Annotated in this window: 16 protein-coding genes; 7 read left to right on the top strand and 9 right to left on the bottom strand. The window is 59.1% G+C overall.

Annotation, left to right across the window (positions count from 1 at the left end):
• The first annotated feature begins 52 nt into the window (after nucleotides 1–52).
• Together G5S37_RS14305 and G5S37_RS14300 are read left to right on the top strand one after the other, a co-directional pair.
• Nucleotides 53–400 (top strand): hypothetical protein, encoded by a 348-nt coding sequence (locus G5S37_RS14305; protein WP_165205050.1) that lies wholly within the window; start codon nucleotides 53–55, stop codon nucleotides 398–400.
• 99 nt (nucleotides 401–499) lie between these two features.
• Nucleotides 500–814, top strand: coding sequence for a hypothetical protein (locus G5S37_RS14300; protein WP_165205048.1), 315 nt, complete (start codon nucleotides 500–502; stop codon nucleotides 812–814).
• A gap of 19 nt (nucleotides 815–833) precedes the next feature.
• On the opposite strand, the gene G5S37_RS14295 is transcribed toward G5S37_RS14300, so the two are convergent.
• From G5S37_RS14295 to G5S37_RS14275, 5 genes are all read right to left on the bottom strand, one after another.
• Complete coding sequence (locus tag G5S37_RS14295) at nucleotides 834–1622, bottom strand: phosphotransferase (protein ID WP_165205046.1); 789 nt, start codon at nucleotides 1620–1622, stop codon at nucleotides 834–836.
• A gap of 93 nt (nucleotides 1623–1715) precedes the next feature.
• Nucleotides 1716–2129, bottom strand: coding sequence for a PGPGW domain-containing protein (locus G5S37_RS14290; protein WP_165205044.1), 414 nt, complete (start codon nucleotides 2127–2129; stop codon nucleotides 1716–1718).
• A 92-nt stretch (nucleotides 2130–2221) separates the two neighbouring features.
• Complete coding sequence (locus G5S37_RS14285; protein ID WP_165205042.1) at nucleotides 2222–3118, bottom strand: alpha/beta hydrolase; 897 nt, start codon at nucleotides 3116–3118, stop codon at nucleotides 2222–2224.
• 88 nt (nucleotides 3119–3206) lie between these two features.
• Nucleotides 3207–3467, bottom strand: a complete 261-nt coding sequence (locus tag G5S37_RS14280; RefSeq protein WP_165205040.1) for a hypothetical protein — start codon at nucleotides 3465–3467, stop codon at nucleotides 3207–3209.
• A gap of 28 nt (nucleotides 3468–3495) precedes the next feature.
• Entirely contained in the window at nucleotides 3496–4863 is a 1368-nt protein-coding gene (locus G5S37_RS14275) for a hypothetical protein (RefSeq protein ID WP_165205038.1), read from the bottom strand.
• Between the two features lie 231 nt (nucleotides 4864–5094).
• On the opposite strand from G5S37_RS14275, the gene G5S37_RS14270 reads away from it, so the two are divergent.
• On the top strand, nucleotides 5095–6552 hold the full coding sequence (locus G5S37_RS14270) for a hypothetical protein (protein ID WP_206026448.1): 1458 nt from the start codon (nucleotides 5095–5097) through the stop codon (nucleotides 6550–6552).
• Nucleotides 6553–6582: 30 nt separating this feature from the next.
• Here the strand turns inward: G5S37_RS14270 and G5S37_RS14265 are convergent, their stop codons facing one another.
• Genes G5S37_RS14265 through G5S37_RS14255 form a run of 3 tightly spaced genes read right to left on the bottom strand, consistent with a single transcriptional unit; the run spans nucleotide 6583 to nucleotide 9926 of the window.
• Nucleotides 6583–7674 carry a winged helix DNA-binding domain-containing protein gene (locus tag G5S37_RS14265; RefSeq protein ID WP_165205034.1) on the bottom strand — a complete coding sequence of 364 codons (1092 nt, stop codon included), beginning with the start codon at nucleotides 7672–7674 and terminating at the stop codon, nucleotides 6583–6585.
• A 15-nt stretch (nucleotides 7675–7689) separates the two neighbouring features.
• Nucleotides 7690–9258, bottom strand: a complete 1569-nt coding sequence (locus G5S37_RS14260) for a methyltransferase domain-containing protein (RefSeq protein WP_165205032.1) — start codon at nucleotides 9256–9258, stop codon at nucleotides 7690–7692.
• A complete protein-coding gene (locus G5S37_RS14255; RefSeq protein ID WP_165205030.1) occupies nucleotides 9255–9926 on the bottom strand; it encodes a hypothetical protein in 672 nt (223 codons plus the stop codon). Before G5S37_RS14255 ends, G5S37_RS14260 begins: the two co-directional genes overlap by 4 nt.
• Before the next feature lie 214 nt (nucleotides 9927–10140).
• Here G5S37_RS14255 and icd point away from each other — a divergent pair, with 214 nt between their 5' ends.
• On the top strand, nucleotides 10141–11394 hold the full coding sequence (icd, locus tag G5S37_RS14250; protein WP_165205028.1) for an NADP-dependent isocitrate dehydrogenase: 1254 nt from the start codon (nucleotides 10141–10143) through the stop codon (nucleotides 11392–11394).
• 179 nt (nucleotides 11395–11573) lie between these two features.
• On the opposite strand, the gene G5S37_RS14245 is transcribed toward icd, so the two are convergent.
• The gene (locus tag G5S37_RS14245; protein WP_165205026.1) at nucleotides 11574–11861 is read right to left on the bottom strand and encodes a DUF4177 domain-containing protein; all 288 of its coding nucleotides are present in this window, start codon (nucleotides 11859–11861) and stop codon (nucleotides 11574–11576) included.
• A gap of 215 nt (nucleotides 11862–12076) precedes the next feature.
• Between G5S37_RS14245 and G5S37_RS14240 the strand changes: the two genes are divergently transcribed.
• The 3 genes from G5S37_RS14240 to G5S37_RS14230 all read left to right on the top strand — a co-directional run bounded on the left by G5S37_RS14240 (nucleotide 12077) and on the right by G5S37_RS14230 (nucleotide 17344).
• Entirely contained in the window at nucleotides 12077–13522 is a 1446-nt protein-coding gene (locus tag G5S37_RS14240; protein ID WP_165205024.1) for an AI-2E family transporter, read from the top strand.
• Nucleotides 13523–13660: 138 nt separating this feature from the next.
• Nucleotides 13661–14242 (top strand): YbjN domain-containing protein, encoded by a 582-nt coding sequence (locus G5S37_RS14235; RefSeq protein WP_165205022.1) that lies wholly within the window; start codon nucleotides 13661–13663, stop codon nucleotides 14240–14242.
• A 330-nt stretch (nucleotides 14243–14572) separates the two neighbouring features.
• Nucleotides 14573–17344, top strand: a complete 2772-nt coding sequence (locus G5S37_RS14230) for a hypothetical protein (RefSeq protein WP_165205020.1) — start codon at nucleotides 14573–14575, stop codon at nucleotides 17342–17344.
• Nucleotides 17345–17489 lie beyond the last annotated feature (145 nt).

The following is a 17489-nucleotide window of genomic DNA, read 5'->3' as shown; positions in this document are numbered from 1 at the left end:
ATCCCACGACAGGCCATTGCATTTTGCTCGTGTGGAGCGTGAATGACACTCCATGAAGACACCTCTCGTCTCGATTATCTGTTTTCTGGCGGCCTCATTCTTGGGCGCTGCCGGTCAGTTCCTCTATCGCGAAGGCGCGCGCCAGGCCGTGGGAGGACTGACCAGCTACCTGCTGAATGTCCGCATCCTCCTGGGGGTTGTCTGCTATGTGGGGGTGATGACGCTCTTTGTGGCGGCTTTCAAACGAGGCGGCTCGCTCACGGTGCTTTATCCCATCTATGCGACCACCTTTATCTGGGCCGCGCTCATTGCCATGTGGATCGATGGCCAGCCCATCAAGCTCGTGAATGTGGGCGGCATGGCGCTCCTGGTCGGAGGGATGTACCTGATGGGTAAATAATCAAGTTGTCCTATCCTTAGGACGGCCCGGTTCGTGATTTTTTTCATGGACGCAAACGTGGAATGGTGGAACTCGTAGGGGTTGCCCTCCCCCCCGCTTATGTCCCTCACCGCCGGCACACAGTCATTCCTCTTCTTGATGGGATCGCTCAGCGACGCCGCTGTTTTGGATTCGGCCATCGAATCCCAGCATTTGGGGTTTCAGAAGCTTGGCCTTCTTACTTACCAAGGAAGCTTGGAAGGTTCGCCGGAAGATTTCTGCCATCGCCTCTCCGCAGACAGCGGCGTGGATTGTGAGATTCACTGGATGCGTCTCCCCTATCCCGGCGAGCAACAGCCCGAGTCTGTCGGGCAAGACGCCGGTGCGCCTTTTGAGTTGGAGCCACCGTCTTATTTCCTCGTGAACAACTATTGAGGGCGATGCGTGCGCCCGCTCAGGTCAGCACGAGCCTCTCCCAGTCCTGCCATGATGCGGGTGCCTCAGGTTCCCTCTGGATATCCCGAACCGCAGTGATCCGACCGCGACGGGACGGGAGTACGGTATCAAGAATGTGAGTCACAAACCAGTCTCGCCGACTCGAGGCCCACTCGGAAATGTCCATGCACCGGACGTCATGCGCCCACCGTGCACACGAAGCCAGATTTGCCGCGATGTGTACGACAAGATCACTCATGCTGTCCGGGGACAGACCGTATGCGGCAGCAAACAAGCGCATGCGGCGCATCTGCGTCTCCGCCGAGTAGTCTGGATGACCCAGGTTCAAAAATGTCGGTGTGGAGTACCCCAGATCCCACAGCCTTGAGCCGGGAGCGAGAGTATCGAAATCGATCATGGCAGTGGGATAGCCATCGACATAAACACAATTCCCCGGGGAGAAGTCATTGTGGCAGATGACCTCCGCGCCATCTCTGCCGGGAAAACCTGTGGTAACATCGTGAAAAGAACGGAGGAGTCGTGCGGCGGCGACAAGATGATCATCCGTGTGGTGGAACAACTCCACTGGTACTGTGCCCGGGATGTAGCTGAGCATTTCACGACCCTGCTCATCCATGCCGAAAAACTTGGGCGCCCCCTGAAAGCCTGCCTGTTCCAGAAAACGAAGTAGCGCCGGTGCCAGCTCGTTCGGATGGGGATTGAGGCGGCGCACTGTCTGTCCCACGCGAAACACCGCGTGCGTGGTGCGGCCATGGTGCAATCGTTCTTCTTCAGGGGGAATTGTCATGTACGCAAGACCAGGCAAGATCGCGGATTTGCTCCGAATCGCTCTGGAAAAAAATAGGAGATCTTGCGCAAGAATCAAGAGCAGTCCGTTGTCCTACCATTTCTGCAAAAACACATATCCACCGCAGGCCACCCCGGCCAGCATCAGACAGATCACTAAAATCACCGTCCCCCGGGCGAGCCAACCAGAGCGCTTCCACCATCGCCTGGCCCAAGAGAGAATTTTGCGCAGCCTGACTTCCGCCCAATCCAGAAAGCGAGCCAGGGTAAGAAACTCGCTTCCCAACAGGGACAGACCAGCGACCTCCACCAAGAGTCCCGGTCCAGGAGCGGCCAGCATGAACAGGCCCACCAGCAGCAAGAGCACACCGCCAAGGATATTCAGCCACCGTCCCCAATGGAAGCTCCCGCGATGCTCCTTCCTTCGGCGATTGTACCGATCTTGAAAGCGATGTCCCGGACGGCTGCTTTTGAGTTCGTGCCAGTGTTCTTTGAGGTTTGCGAGCATGGGATGGCATACCAGATTCGCATCTGGCGGGAGACTTCATGTCCGGAATTGCAGAACTTTCCGCCGCCTTACCTGAGGCTTTCCATACACGTTCACCCCTGCTTCCCGAAGGCAATCGGATCCGCGATGAACTTCAGCACGGCTGCGCGACCGGCATCGCCTTCCTCCTGCAATTTGCCAAAGATGGTGCCGTGCGTCCGGTCCGGCACCACGATGAGGGTGGTGTGCTCGTGCTTCTTCACCTTGAAGAGTGCAGCGAAGTACTGGTTCTCCTCCAACCGTGCGGGCCAGTCCTTGTCTCCCATGAGCAGGAGCATGGGTGGCGCATCCTTCCGCACGAAGTGAATGGGCGCCGCTTCATCTGCGATGACATCATCCTTCGGCAGTCCCCTCTCCTCGCGTACGGTGAAGTGGGTCATGGTCTGCCCGCTCACCGGGAGCAGTCCGGCGATGGAGGTGGGCTCCACACCTGCAGCGGTCAGGTACTTCGTATCAAGTCCCAGCATCATCGAAAGATACGCCCCCGCGGAGTGACCGCCGATGAACACGCGCCTCGGATCGCCGCCATGCGAGGCGATGTTCTTCTGCACCCAGGCGACCGCAGCCGCGCCGTCCTCGATGTACGCGGGAAACTTCACCTTTGGACTGAGGCGATAGTTCACGCTGGCTACGGCGATCCCTTCCTTCACCCAGCTTTCGATGACCTTCGCAGTATCTCCGCCTGCCTTCTGGCCACCCGTCAGTCCGCCTCCGTGAAACCACACGACTACGGGGAAGTTCTTCACTTTAGTGGGAAGGTAGAGATCCAGCTTGCAGCGCTCCTTCTCGTACTCACTCAGGCCGTCGCCAACTTTGTAGGGGATATCTGCCTTGAAGGACGGAGCCTTCGTCTCAAGGAGTGTCACCTTCAGAAGCTTCTCCGCCCCGAGGACAGGAATCGTCAGAAGGGAGAGCAACGGCAGAAGGCAAAGGATGCGAAGACGCGACATGACAAGTATAACGCACTTCACGATTCGCTTTGCGAGTGCATTCTACACGCCCGATGGCATACGACACCATGCGTTCAAGCCACGGGGCTCAGATCAGCAGCGTCGCCGACCAGCTGAGCAAGGCGGCCACACCGAGGAGGACAAGCGAGCCCCCCACCAAGTCTCCAAGACAACGTGCGCGGTTCCCATCCCAGTCCTTTAGAACGCGCTGACGGTAGTCCTTGCTGAACACAAATCGCAAGGGCGTCGTTGCCATCTCTGCAAGGGTGCAAGCGAACTGGAACATCAGTCCACCCGCGTCCAGGAGGAGCTTGAGAAAGAGAAAGAACAGGTCGAAGAACGCTTCCACTGTAGACCGCCGGGTAGTTTCTTCTCCCCTACTTCATTGGCTCGATGTAATACATCCCCGTGGTCATGGAGAAGCCCTCGTCCATGGGCATGCGCTTCAGGGCATGCTCGGCACCCCAGGAGTCTGAGTAGAGAAGCTCGGATGTCTTGGGGTTGTAGCCGATGATGAGGCGCATGTGGCCGCCACCCGACTGTGGGAGATCGCCTTCCTTGAAGAGACCAAGTTGCACGCCCCACATGATCGGCACGCCACGCTCGATCATCTCCAGCACGGAGCGCTGGAATTTTCCATAGCCTGATTTGTTCTTCTCCGAACGGCTGGCCTTTAAGGAAGCCGGATCCATGGACGAGTAGATGTCGCCGATGTCGATCACGCCACCACTAGGCAGGTGGATCTCACGCTTGTCGTTGCGCTTCGCTTCGCGGTTGTAGTCATCCAGCATGTTGGTGAATTCCTTGAAGTCCCACTTCTGGATGGCACGGACGCGCACGCGCATGCGGCCCTCGATTTTCTCCAGGGCTTCAAACATAGCCGTCGGGCTGGTGCCGCCACCTTCGGAGGTGTTGGCAATCTGGGCCATCTCATGCTGATCCACATTGAGCCCGTAGTAGCGGAAGACACGCTCGGTGGTGGCCACGGCACAGTAGCCCTTGGGGCCCTGATCGACCATCGGCACGTTCTTGATTACCACATCTCCATTCGCGTCACGCGTGACATTGGCAGCGAGGGAGGACTTGGCCACTGGTGTGTTTCCATTGGCCGTGCCCTGACTGGCGGCAAGCAGGCCCTGCTGCTTGGGAATCTCCGCCACGCGCAGGCGGATGAACTCTGGCCGGAACTCCTGGCCGCGGGATTTCAACTCCTTCACATAGCTGTATTCCAGCAGGTAAGCGGTCGGCGGTTTCACCCACATCCAGCCCATGGCCTTCACCGCGCTCTGGCTGTCCTTGCCACGCTCCGTGGGCTGCACACCAAGCACCCCGGTGATGTCTGCTTTGATCTCCTCCACCCGCTTCTCAAACGCCTCCCGGGAATCCAGGCTCACCGCACTGTCGCCACGGGTGAACATGGCCAGATTTACCCGTGCCAGTTTGCCCGACTGGAAGTCAACGATGGCCTCAGTGACCTTGAGCTTGGGACTCCAAACGGCATAGTTCCCAAAGAAGCGTGCCTGCTCCTTGGTCGGAGAGAGCCACTGCAGTCCCAAGTTGCGGAACTTCTGCTCGAACTGCTCCGAGGTGGCCGTCCAGAGCTGGTCTCCGACTACCAGGTCCGTCAGGAGACGGGCTTCAGACGCGATGGCTGCTCCCGGGGTACTGCTCTGGCCGGGCAAGGAGGCTGCGGTGATGGTCACGCCTGAAAGGACCAGAAGCGCAGGGAGGAGCGGGAATTTCATGCGTTGATGGAACGTGTGAAGCCACAGAATATTGTGAATATTCCGGGGTGTCCAGCCTGCAACTCCGGGTCGGAGGCTCCTGCGAGAGGCCACGTTTTGCCAGGAGACAGGTCATGATTTCCACTGTACACTGAAGGCCAGCCTGCTATGAGAGCGGCGCGTCCGACAATCAGCGATCTTGGGAGAACAAGGGTGTTCCTCCCCACGGGTGATGGTACCGGGTGCGTCTGCTTGATGACGAAAGTTTCCATCCACACGAACGTCACGGATCGCCTGGCGCTCATCAGACCGGGGATCATGGCGTTTCTGCTGCTGGTGATGCTGATGGCGGCTTCGCATCTGGAGGCCGCGCCACCTATATTGCCACAAGAGCGCACAGCGAGCTCAGGTCCCCTGGTTCTACTGGCGGCTATCGACGGCGAAACAGCCGAAGGCGCCTCCGATCAAGAGTGGACCAGCGTAGTGAAAGAGCACAAGTCGGGCCTGCTGGCTGGCGGCGCAGTCCTGGGAGGTATCATCCTTTTCTCCGCGCTCATCCTGGCCTTCATGGTGCGTCGCGTGCGACAACTCCACGGCACCCCAGCGGCCGAGTCCGGGCGTCGGGGAGCGGCCTTCATCCCCTCCATGCGGGAGGCGAAGGTATTAAGCAAGGCGCGTGGAGCGAAGGCGTTCCCCGTCACGCCTGAGGGGAAGCCTGCACGGTCCGGCGACACGACCCGCCTGACTCTTGAAGAAGAACTGGCCTCCGTGGAAGACGAGACGCCGGATGCTCCCATGCCCCCTCTGCGCACCCCTCTTGGAGCTGGGATATGGGCCGTGGTCGTCGCCTGGATCTGTCTCGTCGTGGGTCTTGGCCTGATGATTCAGTCACCAGGCTCCCTGGCGGTGTGCGCCCCGCTGTTCCTCATTGCCGTCCTTCTCGCCGTCACCGCCATGGCACAGCGTCTGGTCCTTCATGGATCCCTGGTGCTTGCCGCACTCTACCTCGCCGTGCCTGCCGTTTGGATCACACAGTATCTTGGAAGCGAGGAGGACGTCACCGAGTCACAACGCCATGCAGCGAGTGGGGCTCAGACGAGCACGCGAAATCCAACAAGCGATCCCGCTGCTGACGCGAGAAAACTCTACGCCCAGCAGGAAGCTCTGCTGAAATCGAAGCCCGGCACTTCTGGTGGCCGCACGCCCTCGTTGCAGGCGGGCGCGCCTCCTGCAGTCTGGAAGCAGATCACGCCTGCCAACAAGACATCCGTCGAGGGTCAAAATCTGCCGCCCATCCTTCCTGCGGAAGCCAACGAACAGCTACTGCCCGCCATGCGCGTCCCGGGCTTGCCTCCGGCGCCCCCTAAAATGGCAGGTGCACTCTTCTCCTATCGAGCACGCCTGGGTCACGCGGATCACCTTGACCCAAACGGTGTCGACCTGCGTAACTCCCCGCAAACCACCTTTGGGGATATTCTGCTTCAAGAACGTCTGCACGTACACCAGTTCAACAAGCGGGATCCGGAAGATTCTGTGGACGCGGAGTTCGCCACTCTGCCGCTCGCCGCCTATCGCGCACTCTTCATCGGGAAAGAGGTCAAACTGCCCAGGAACGTCCTGCTGTTTCAGCTTTTGAAGGATGACATCATCGTGGACGTGCAGGTGTTTCGGGATTTCCTGGATGTGCAGGTAGTATCAACCCGCGAGTAAGCAGACCTGCTATTCGCGCCGCTGGGCTGTTCAGGAGTTCGCCGTCTCCACACCGAGGAACTCACCATAGCGCGCAACCTGTCTGCCACTCGCCTTCAGTTCTGCTGCAGTGAGTTTGCCAAAGGGCATGCACTCCACCTGGGCACTCTTCCCTTTTAACGTACGCTTCCAGAGACCCACTACCTGTCCACGGCTCACGATGGTCGGCATGAACATGCCATTGCCACCCGGCACGATCTTGTTCATGTGCTCCGGCGGGATCACGGTCGTCCGGTCCTTGTAGCCGAGCACGAATTCATCAAAGCCAGGCAGAAGGTGGACGGTGCTGCTTTTGCCTTTTACTTTTGGTGATGCAGCTGCCGCGACAGAAGGCGCCATCCAGTATTCCACACCTTTGATGACATCCTTGTGCAACTCCCCGGACACGGCTTCAAGTCCTTGCCGGCCCTCAGTGACCTTCAGCCCGGTCCATCCCACGAAGTCCGTCACCGTGGCCGGGCCATGACTCATGAAATAGCGTCGCGCGATCTCAGCAATGGCCTCGTCGTGCTCAAGAGCGCGGGACTCGGGCACCCAATCATCCAGCAGCACAAAGGTGGGCTGCTTTCCTTCGCGAGGCCCAAAACAGAGCACGCCCTGCATGGCCAGCTTCGAAAGGATGTGGATGCCTCGCTGCCCTGAGGGGTCGACGCGATTGCGCTCCAGCATGGCGAACAAATCGCCCCGGGTGCTCACCTGCCCGCCTTTGAGCGCGCGCACCAGCAGCTTCTCGCTGCGTTTGAAGGTGGCCTCATCCAGCTCAAGCTGTCGATGACGTCCCGCGCTTCCTGCGACGATGCGTGGCGTCATCAACTTCAGCATCCAGCGCACATCCGCTGCAGCCACGAAATGCAGCGTGCCTCGCATGGGCCACGTGCGTACGATTTCACGATTCGCTATGGCCTGCTCCACCTCGCCTTCCGTGGTGCCTGGTAGCCGAAGTCCAACACCCCACAGCGCACCCAGATAGTCCTGCGCCTGCATCGCGCCGAGATGAGCGACGACTTCCGCAGGCGAGCTTCCGTGCGCGGTCGTGATGCCCTGCGCGGCGAGTCTGCATGGTCCGATTTCGCGCAAGGTCATGGCCTACCCGCCTCCTTACCAGTTCTGCCAGTCAAACTCATGACCGAGATTATCATCGGTGATGATCGGCACATCACCCACGCGTGCTTCCACATGAGCACGGTTGTGCCAGCGCCAGTGGTGCGTTTGTTCCCACGGCCCTTCGTAGTCGGGAAAGGCTGCACATTTCTCCAGGTCCGCCCGGCCTTGTTCTGTGGTGAGATCAAACACGGGAACATCATCGATGCGCCAACGCTCCAGAAGGGAGCGCCAGCGCGCCTTGTCCGCCACCAGAGGAGTATTGCTGCCCACGAAGAAATTCATGAGCATGATGCTCTCCGGAAACACCACGAGCCCGGTCTTCGCGGAACGCAGGGACTCGGTGGTATTCCACGCGACGATGCCGCCCTGGCTCAGGTGTGACTTGGCCAGCTCCAGAAACTCACGCGAAAGCAACGCAGAGGCGAACTCACGCCAGTGATGCGTGGTGTTCATCATGATGAGATCAAAGCGCTCCGTTGGGTTTCGCTTCAACCAGCGGCGTCCGTCATCAATGACCAGCTTCACCTTGGGATTGCGATGCAGGCTGGCCACCGAGGGCGAATCGTGAATGAGCCGTAGGTAGGGCTCGCTGATCTCCACACCAATGACTTCCTCCACTTCGGGATGATGAGCCAGAATCTGTGTCCAGGCACCACCGGAGACACCGATGACCAGCACGCGCCGTGGCTTCGGATGCAGCGCGGAGATGTAATAGGGACGCACCAGCCAGGAGTCCGGCTTCAGGATGGTTTCCAGGGAGCCGTCGTAAGCGCCATTGCCATAGATGGTGCCGTTCGAATCGACATGAATGACGCCGTGACGGCTTTCAATGGTCTTCGCAAACTGCATACCCAACGTGTAGTCTCCGCGATAGTGGAGGCGCTCCCACAAGCTCGCATACCCGAGCGCGACGGCCGGCACGATCAACAGGAGAACTGCACTGGTGGAGTAGACTTGCGCACTGAGCCCAGCGCGAAGCCGCAACGAAAGGGCAATGGCAAACCCACCGAGCAACAGGAGCGTGCACAGCCACACCAGAGGCAGCCACTCCATCAGCACGAATCCTGTCAGCAGGCTGCCCATTCCGGAGCCGATGATATTCGCCAGATACACCCCCGCCATGCGCTGACCCGCCCGGGCATCAGGAGGAATGGCAAGATGACAGATCAACGGCAGGATGGTCCCAAGCGCCGCCGCTGCACCCATCACGATGAGCAGGGTCCAGGGCCACCACAAGAGCATCACCAGCCATGAAACGAGGGGTACCACGAGAAAGGCGGCCAGAGTTGCCCGGCTGATCAGGGTGGCAAGCGTACCCAGGGGCTCGGTTCCCTCCGTACCCATTCGCTGCCACTTCCGGCTCCACAACGAGCCGACGGCCAGGCCCAGCAGATACGCCCCCAGCATAAGGCCGAAGGCCAGAGCACGGGAGGAGGTGGTGAAATTGTAGAGGCGCATCCACACGATCTCCCACGCCAGCGAAAGGAAACCGGTGGCAGCGCTCAGCAGCCAGGCCTGTGGCAGCGTGAGACGGCGCCCCGTTGAGGTAGAGGTATCACTCATGATGCCGCGCGTGCTGCCCTCCTGCGCAGCATCCAAGTCACGAGCACCAGCAGCGAAACCAGTACATTGAGCGCTGCCGCCACCTGCACTGCCCCGCTTAACCCAGTGACGCGGAGCAGCCACATCGCCGCGAGAAATGCCCCCACCGCCGCGCCCAGGGTATTCACAAAATAGAGCCAGCTCACCGAGTCTCCCACGTCACCCGTGGCACGTACTTGTTGGGCCACCAGAAGCGGCAGCGTGGAACCCATCAGCAGAGTCGGCAGGAACACCAGGGCGAATGAAAGTGCTCCCGTCATGAGGGAGCCTGCTCCCACCGTGATGCTGCCCACCCATTGGAAGAGCGCCACGGAGAACAATCCATACACACCCACACCCAGCTCGGCCGCGGAGAAGAAAAGGACGAGTGGCAGCTTTTCATTCTGGGAGATCCAGCCGCCCAGCAGGCTGCCAATGCCCAGCCCCATGAGGAACGCCGCCACCACCATGGCGACGGATTCGGAGTTGCTCCCGTAAATCATCAGCAGCATGCGCTGCCACACCATCTGGTAGATGAGGGCGGAAATGCCGGAGATGACAAACACCGGGAACAGCACCGCCCGGGGAAAGGACGCCGCCGCGGTCAGGGAGGCCGGTAGAGAGGCTGGGGTGGCGGGCGGCGCAGGCATCAGAAATGTCGTGACGCTCTGTAGTTCAACCATTCGTAAAAGACAACCTAAGCCGCAGGCGCAGGGCCGGGTCACGCCAAATCAAGATTGCCCTTTACCCCTAGCATGGTTGTTGCTTAATGTGCGCCCCCTGCGGAGCCAGAGGGGTCCCCTCCCCGGCCGGCCCCGCCGCTTTCTGTACGAATTCACGCAAAGCTAGATCCTATACCGCATCATGGCCTACACGACCTGCACCGTCCCCTCCGGGGAAAAAATCAGCATCAGCAACGGCAAGCTGAACGTCCCGAACAATCCCATCATCCCCTTCATCCGCGGCGACGGCACGGGCCGGGACATCTGGGCTTCCAGCGTGCGCGTGTTCGACGCCGCAGTGGAAAAGGCCTCGGGTGGCAGCAAGAAGATCTCCTGGATGGAAGTCTTCGCCGGTGAAGCCAGCAAGACCAAGTTCGACAACTGGCTCCCCGATGACACGGTGGAGGCCTTCAAGGAATTTCTCGTGGGCATCAAGGGACCGCTCACCACGCCCGTCGGCGGTGGCATTCGCTCCCTGAACGTGGCCCTTCGCCAGCTCCTCGACCTCTACGTGTGCCTGCGCCCCGTGCAGTACTTCACCGGCGTGCCCAGCCCCGTGAAGCGCCCGGAAGCCGTGGACATGGTCATCTTCCGTGAGAACACCGAGGACATCTACGCCGGCATCGACTTTGCGGCCGGTAGCGCCGAGGCGCTCAAGGTGCTCGAGTTCCTCAAGGCCGAGTATCCGAAGGATTTCAAGAAGGTGCGCTTCGGTGCGGAAGACATCAATAGCGTGGGTGTGGGCATCAAGCCTGTGTCCAAGCCCGGCACCCAGCGTCTCGTGCGCGCGGCCATCAAGTACGCGATCGAGCAGGGCAAGAAGAGCGTGACCCTCGTGCACAAGGGCAACATCATGAAGTTCACCGAAGGCGCCTTCCGCGACTGGGGTTATGAACTGGCCAAGGAAGAATTCGGCGCGGTGGAAATCGACGGCGGTCCCTGGTGCAAGCTGCCCAACGGCATCATCATCAAGGACGCGATTGCGGACATCACCCTTCAGCAGGTGCTGACCCGTCCGGAAGACTTCGATGTCATCGCCACCCTGAACCTGAACGGTGACTACCTCAGCGACGCTCTCGCGGCGCAGGTGGGCGGCATCGGCATCGCTCCTGGCGGCAACATCAACTACATCTCCGGTCACGCCATCTTCGAAGCCACTCACGGCACGGCTCCGAAGTACGCCGACCAGGACATGGTGAACCCCGGCTCCGTGGTGCTGAGCGGCGAAATGATGTTCCGCTACATGGGCTGGAACGACGTGGCTGATCTCATCGTCAAGGGCCTGAACGGCGCCATCGGCAGCAAGAAGGTGACCTACGACTTCGCCCGCCTCATGGAAGGTGCCACGAAGATCAAGTGCAGCGAGTTCGGCGACAACATCATCGCGCACATGTAAGCGCGGTGGGTTGCCCCAACGACAGCATTGTATTCCAATCAGAGAAAGGCGCGGCTTCGGTCGCGCCTTTTTTTACGCATTGGAGACACGTCCAACCTGCCCTCTGATACCACCGTGCTAGCAGCAGGAGTGAAGGGCACGCAATAGCTTTGCAGCTGCACAAGTTAGTTCGGCGAAGCTTACCCCTTCGGGCGCTTAAAGTAATATACCGGAGGGTCGGATGGTCCCGACTCGTGTGTGAGGCGTTGTATTGAAACAAGCTCCCAGCCGTCTTCGCCAAGTGCATTGAGGCCGCTATTTTCCGGATCAGCCTTGCCGCTCGCTGCCGCGAAGAGTTCAACTTGCGACACGACCTTGTATTCCCATTTGGGACGTTTCGAGTTTACTGCCTGAGAATCCTTCGGTGCCGCGATCACGTGGACACCAAAGCAAAGCATGAGAGCCACAAACACGATTACAGGTTTCATGATGGATGTTTGAGATTTGTTGAAGTGCTTGAATCGAGGGTTCAGCCACAAGTTCACTGAACATCCAAATAGCAGCAGGAGATGTAGAGAAATCAATCTCGTTTTTGCCTTCACATCGTCAGAATGCCGCCGATGCGGAGATGTCAGGGACTCTTGGATTCGGCATGGCCTCTTTTTTGCACCACCCCCTTGTTTGCCTTGTAAAACCCGCTAGCATGCCGCTCGTGGCAAGCAGCAACCCGACCCCCAGTGTTCCGAATGCCTTCCAGAAGAAAGCCCTGTGGATGGCGATCACGGCGCTGTCCGTGGCAGTGATTGGGGCGCTAGTTGTCGGCTTCATCTGGCTGATCACGCGGGTGATGTCCTTCATGCAGCCGATTCTGATCCCGTTCGCCGTGGCGGGCGTGATGGCCTATTTGCTGGAGCCCGTGGTGGTAAAGCTCAAGCAGTGGGGGCTCTCCCGGCAGAAAGCAGTGTGGGTGGTCTTCACCGTGTCCATCGCAGCCATCGTGGGGATCAGTTTCATCATCATTCCCGCCTTCGTGCACCAGGGAGCGGAACTCGCCGGCAAGATGCCGGAGTACACGCGTACGGCAAAGAGGAACGTGACCGCCTTCGCCACGAAGTGGAACGAATGGCTCAAGGACTATGGGGTGGACTTGCTGCACTGGCAGGCGCCCGCCTCCCCGGAAACCGACACCACTACACCGGCTCCTCCGACCACCCCCGAAGCACCAACGCCACAGACGCAACCTCCCGCTGTTACGCCGGGACAGACTCCCACAGCTCCTCTTCCAGGTGCTGCCACCTCCACTTCTCCGGCGCCTGATCCCTCCCTGCCACACACACATACCGGGGCTTCGACGCCAGAGGCAAAGACCGGCGTGTCAGCCTACACGCTGCAGGATCTGCTGAGCGGCGACTGGGTGGGCAAGACGCTGCCGGAACTGGGTCAGCAGCTATGGGACTTCGTCCGATCCAGCGTCGGTGGTTTCCTCGGTGTGTTCGGCTTCATCCTGTCGATGATCATCGTTCCGCTGTACCTCTACTACTTTCTCACGGAGAGTCCGAAGATTGCGAACAGTTGGTCCAACTATGTCCCGCTACGCGCCTCCGAGTTCAAAGACGACGTGGTCGATACGCTGACGGAGATCAATCGCTACCTGATTGCCTTCTTCCGCGGTCAGCTTGTCGTCAGCCTCATCAACGGCTTCGCCACCGGCTTGGGGTTGGTCATTGTGGGCGTGAAGTTCGGCTGGCTCATTGGACTGTTGCTTTGCGTGTTGGGCATCATCCCCTACCTCGGCATCATCATCTGCTGGATCCCCGCAGTCATCATTGCCTCCGTTCAGGGCGGCAGCTACCTCGTTCCTGCGGACAGCCCATGGTGGGTGTTCCCTGTGGTAGTGACGGCCATCTTTGTGGTGGTGCAGCAGATCGACGGCTTCTTCATCACGCCCAAGATTGTCGGCGACAGCGTGGGCCTGCACCCGATGACGGTCATTGTTTCCGTCTTTGTGTGGTCGCTGATCATGGGCGGTCTCTTGGGGGCCATCTTGGCGGTGCCCATGACGGCGGCGCTGAAGGTGCTTTTCCAGCGCTACATCTGGCAACGGGGAGTGCAGAAGCGCTGGCCCACAGCCAATGCCAAAGGGCGCTGACGTCAGCGCGTACCGTTGCTGCGACAAAGTTTTCACATCCCTCGTGCCCACCGGGGGACAAAACATTGTGGCAATTTCGTTCGTTGGGCCCGATGAAGACCGGACGTATGGCGCGGGGAACCTATCACCCTTCCCGCCATGCCTGAAGAAACCAAGTCTCCCCTGGAAGCTCTGATCGAACCCCTTGAGGAATTCGAGTACTTTGCCGATCACCAACCTGCCGGCGACGAGAGTCTCTTCGAGCGGCTCTACATTTCGCTGCATGTGGATGAAGCCCAACCGGACCGTGAGTATGGTGTGGAAATATTCTTCATCAACGATGTGACCGAGGTCTTCGGCGATCAAGAAGAGGAGGAAGATGCCATCATCGCGCAGTTCATGCTCATCCTGCCCTTCCGGATCCAGATCGACGCGTACCTGGAAGTGATGCGCTTCTGCAACCTGGTGAACCGCATGCTACCCATCGGCGCCTTCGGCCTCAGCGAGCAGGATGAAGCAGTGTACCTGCGCTACTGCCTGGCCGCCGAGAGCCGTGCCATCCCGCACAATGTGCTGATGGAGGTGGTGAGCGCGATGGAGTACGCTTGCAGAGCCTATGCATCCCAATTCGAAGCCCTGAGCACCGGCGCCATGAAATACGACGACATCGTGCGTGAGATGGAGGGCAACGGCCAGCAACTCCCTTCCGTGGGGGATCCTGCGCTGTTCACGAACGTGTAACGCGCCAGCCTGCACATCTGCGACGCACACGGATGATGTACCTTATCATGGTACATCATCCGTTTTTTTGCGCTGCGACGGCATCATGACAATTCGTGATACGGTAGATTGAGCGTACGCGAGAGAGAATGTGACGGTTCGTTCTCACATTCCGTGCAGATCAGAAACACGACCGCACCAGCTAAATGTTTGTGCATACGATTGTGCCAACAACGTGATTTTGGATCGATCGCATTGGGGCGTATTGGCGGACACATACAAGGGGCATCCGCGGGAGCTGTATTGACCCGGAGCAAGCTCCACCAGAGGCAATTCACCCTGCATCCCACCATGCCCAAAGGATCCAAGAACGACAACGATCAGGAGCAGTCCAACTCCTACAAGACGTCCACAGTCACTCTTTCCGACGACTCCAGGGATCGTCTTGGAAAGTCCGTCGAGAAGCGCATCGCAAAAGAAAAGGAGTCAGTGAGCAAATGGGAACGGTTCAAGGCCGTCATCACCAACAAAGACGTCAAGACCACGGTCAAAAACGTGGGCAAAGGATACAAGGCGATTGGAGATGCAGTTTCAAAGACAGGCGACCCAGACAAGCTCAGTTCGTCTGCCCAGAGCTTTGGGCAGTCAGGCACGGTGATTGGTGGTGTCACCCAACTCTTTGAGACGGGCGTGGACATCTACCTGGCGAAGCAGAGGGTGGACAAGGCGAAACGGGACCTGAGCACCGTGGAAGTGGGTGAACTTCAGAAGGTGAAGGAGCAGTCCCTGGAGGTGCTGATCGCCAGGAAGGCCGGGGAAACCGATCGCGCCAAGAAAGCACTCACCATCAGTGAAAGCATCCTGGCTGCCCAGAACTCCAGAATCTCCAAGGCACAAGACGAGGTCACCCAGAGGGAAAAGGATGTGGTGCGCATCGAGGGGCAGCTCCGCGCCCTGGAGGAGAATCTCAAGCCCATCCCCCCGAACCCAAACTCCATCGGCGGCACGGGTTTTCTGCAGACGGTCCAGCAACGTCTGGTCAAGGATCTCAGAACCGCGGATGTTGATCTCGCCAAACTCGAAATCGACCTGCAGATCCGGACCCTGCCCTTGAGGCAGCAGATCGAGAAGATCGAAGGACAACTTCGCGCCCTGGATGAAAACATCAAAGACGCTCCCGTACTCGACACCGGCACGGACTTCTACAAGGAGCAACAAGCCAAACTGAACGAGGACCTCACCAAGGCCAAAACCGCACTGGCCAAGGTCGAGGAGGAAATGGGCAAGCCGATCACCGCCAAAGAGCTGGATATCGCCAAGATCGAGGGCAAGCTCCGGGACGTCGACAACAACATCCGTGCGCAGTCTCCAGAACCCACACGGCTTACGGGGACCGACTTCTTCATGGAGCAGCGCGACAAGCTGAAGAAGGATCTCGCCCAGGCAAAGTCCGACGTGCCGAAACTCCAGGCGAAGGTCAGAGGCCTCGAGTCGGAAAAGGAAAAGATCGAAAAGCGGGTAGAGGCAAGAAGAACGAATTACGAGAAATCCAAGGAGGTGCTCACGGACCTGCGCACGGAACTCGCCCAGTCGCTGTCGACGGACAAGCTCAAGCAGCGCATGGCGCAGAAGGACCTCGACGCATACAACGACAGCGTCCCGCTCGAGCGTGCCAAGCTCATGAAATCCCTGCTGGACGGTGAGAGCGCGCTCGCGGGAATCACTTCAGTCGCGACTTCCGGGGTGAGCACCGTAGTCTCCGAGGGCGCGAAACTTTCAGGTGGTGTGGTTGGGGTGGTGGTCGGGCCTTTGACCGCAGTCGTGAACGGGATTGACCTTGCCAAGGACCACGAAGACCGCTTGAAAGCCCTGTCACTGAAACACAAGGCCAGTGATGCGCTCGCGCAGAAGGATGGCATCAAGCAAGATGATGCTGAACTGCTGTCCATTGCTGAACGTATTCGCCTCAAGCAGAAGAAGACCTCGGTGGACAAGGGGTTGAGTGGCACCAAGAATTTCTTCGGGCTCATGGGTGGCATTGGAACCACAGCCGCTGGCGCTGCCACGATTGCCGGCATCGTGGGAGCGGGTGTCGCGGGCGTCGCGGTGGCCGCTTCGATACTCACCCCCGTGGGCTGGGCCCTGGCCGGGGCGGCTGCGGCCGCTGCGGTCGGATACGGGGTCTACAAGCTCGTCCGACACTTAAACAGCCAGGCCATCAAGGAAGCATTGCGCGAGACCATTTCGATCACCAACAAGGAGGATGGCGGCAAGACGCTCAGCGAACTGAAAGAGGAGAACGCACTCTCCAAGAAACAGATCAAAACGCTCGATAAGGTGGCGGAGAAATGCCTGAAGGCCATGAAGCAGGAGAATCCTGATCTGGACATCAAGAAGGGTGACCTCACCATGGATCAGCTTAATGCCTACGCGTGTAAAAAGCTTCTGGCTCGCGACACTGGCGTCACCACAGAAGCCCTGCTGGAACGCTTCAAAGCGGAGGTGAAGGCGCACTTGGGTGACCAGCCCATCACCAAGGAAGCCATGGAACAGTACTTGAAGACCGAGGCTCAAAAGGTGCCCGTGGACAGTGCCGTGGGTCTCATGGCCAAGCTCGGCGTGGGACTGAAAGCCGAAGAAGCGGTCGAGCTCTATCGCGACACGAGCAAGAACCAGTCAGACGGTCTCAAGTTCCTGAGTAAAAAGATCTACAGCGCCACCAAGGAAGAGAAACCTGCTGTGGAGAAAAACCTCAGCCAGGGAGTGGACGGGGTGAAGGTGGAGAAGGGCCAGTCCCTCGAAAAGGATCTTACTTCATCAAGAGACAATAATGTCCTCGTCTCTTCCAGAGACGGACAGCTCGACATGTCGCGGGATGGCAGCTCGAGTTCGATCCAACGAGATGACCAGTCCGGTCCGAAGCGGACTTCCTCTGTGCGTGACGATCTGGGGGGCGAAAAGGAGAAGCGCGGAAGCAAGGTGAAACTCGACGACAGCCAGGAAGTCGACGGCCACGTCAAAGGTCCCAAGACCCGCGAGTCCTTCTCCTCCTCTTCCAAGTCAGAGAAGGTGGATAGCGAAAGGCAAGTGCTGCAGAGGACTACCAGCAAGACTCACCTCTAGTACCATCAAACAGTTAAAAGAAGGTTTTTATGTAGAAGACGAGCGGTTGCGCAAAGGAGCGTGGACACTGTTGTCCGCCGTTCTGTTGCGTAGCGACCTCTACCATGTGGAAGCTACTAGTGACGCCTCTGGAGCAGCTGGTAGA

It is taken from the genome of Roseimicrobium sp. ORNL1 (assembly GCF_011044495.1).
In the GTDB taxonomy this organism is placed as follows: domain Bacteria; phylum Verrucomicrobiota; class Verrucomicrobiia; order Verrucomicrobiales; family Verrucomicrobiaceae; genus Roseimicrobium.
The sequence above is the reverse complement of the archived record's forward strand: the minus strand, read 5'-3'. Positions and strand labels throughout refer to the sequence as shown.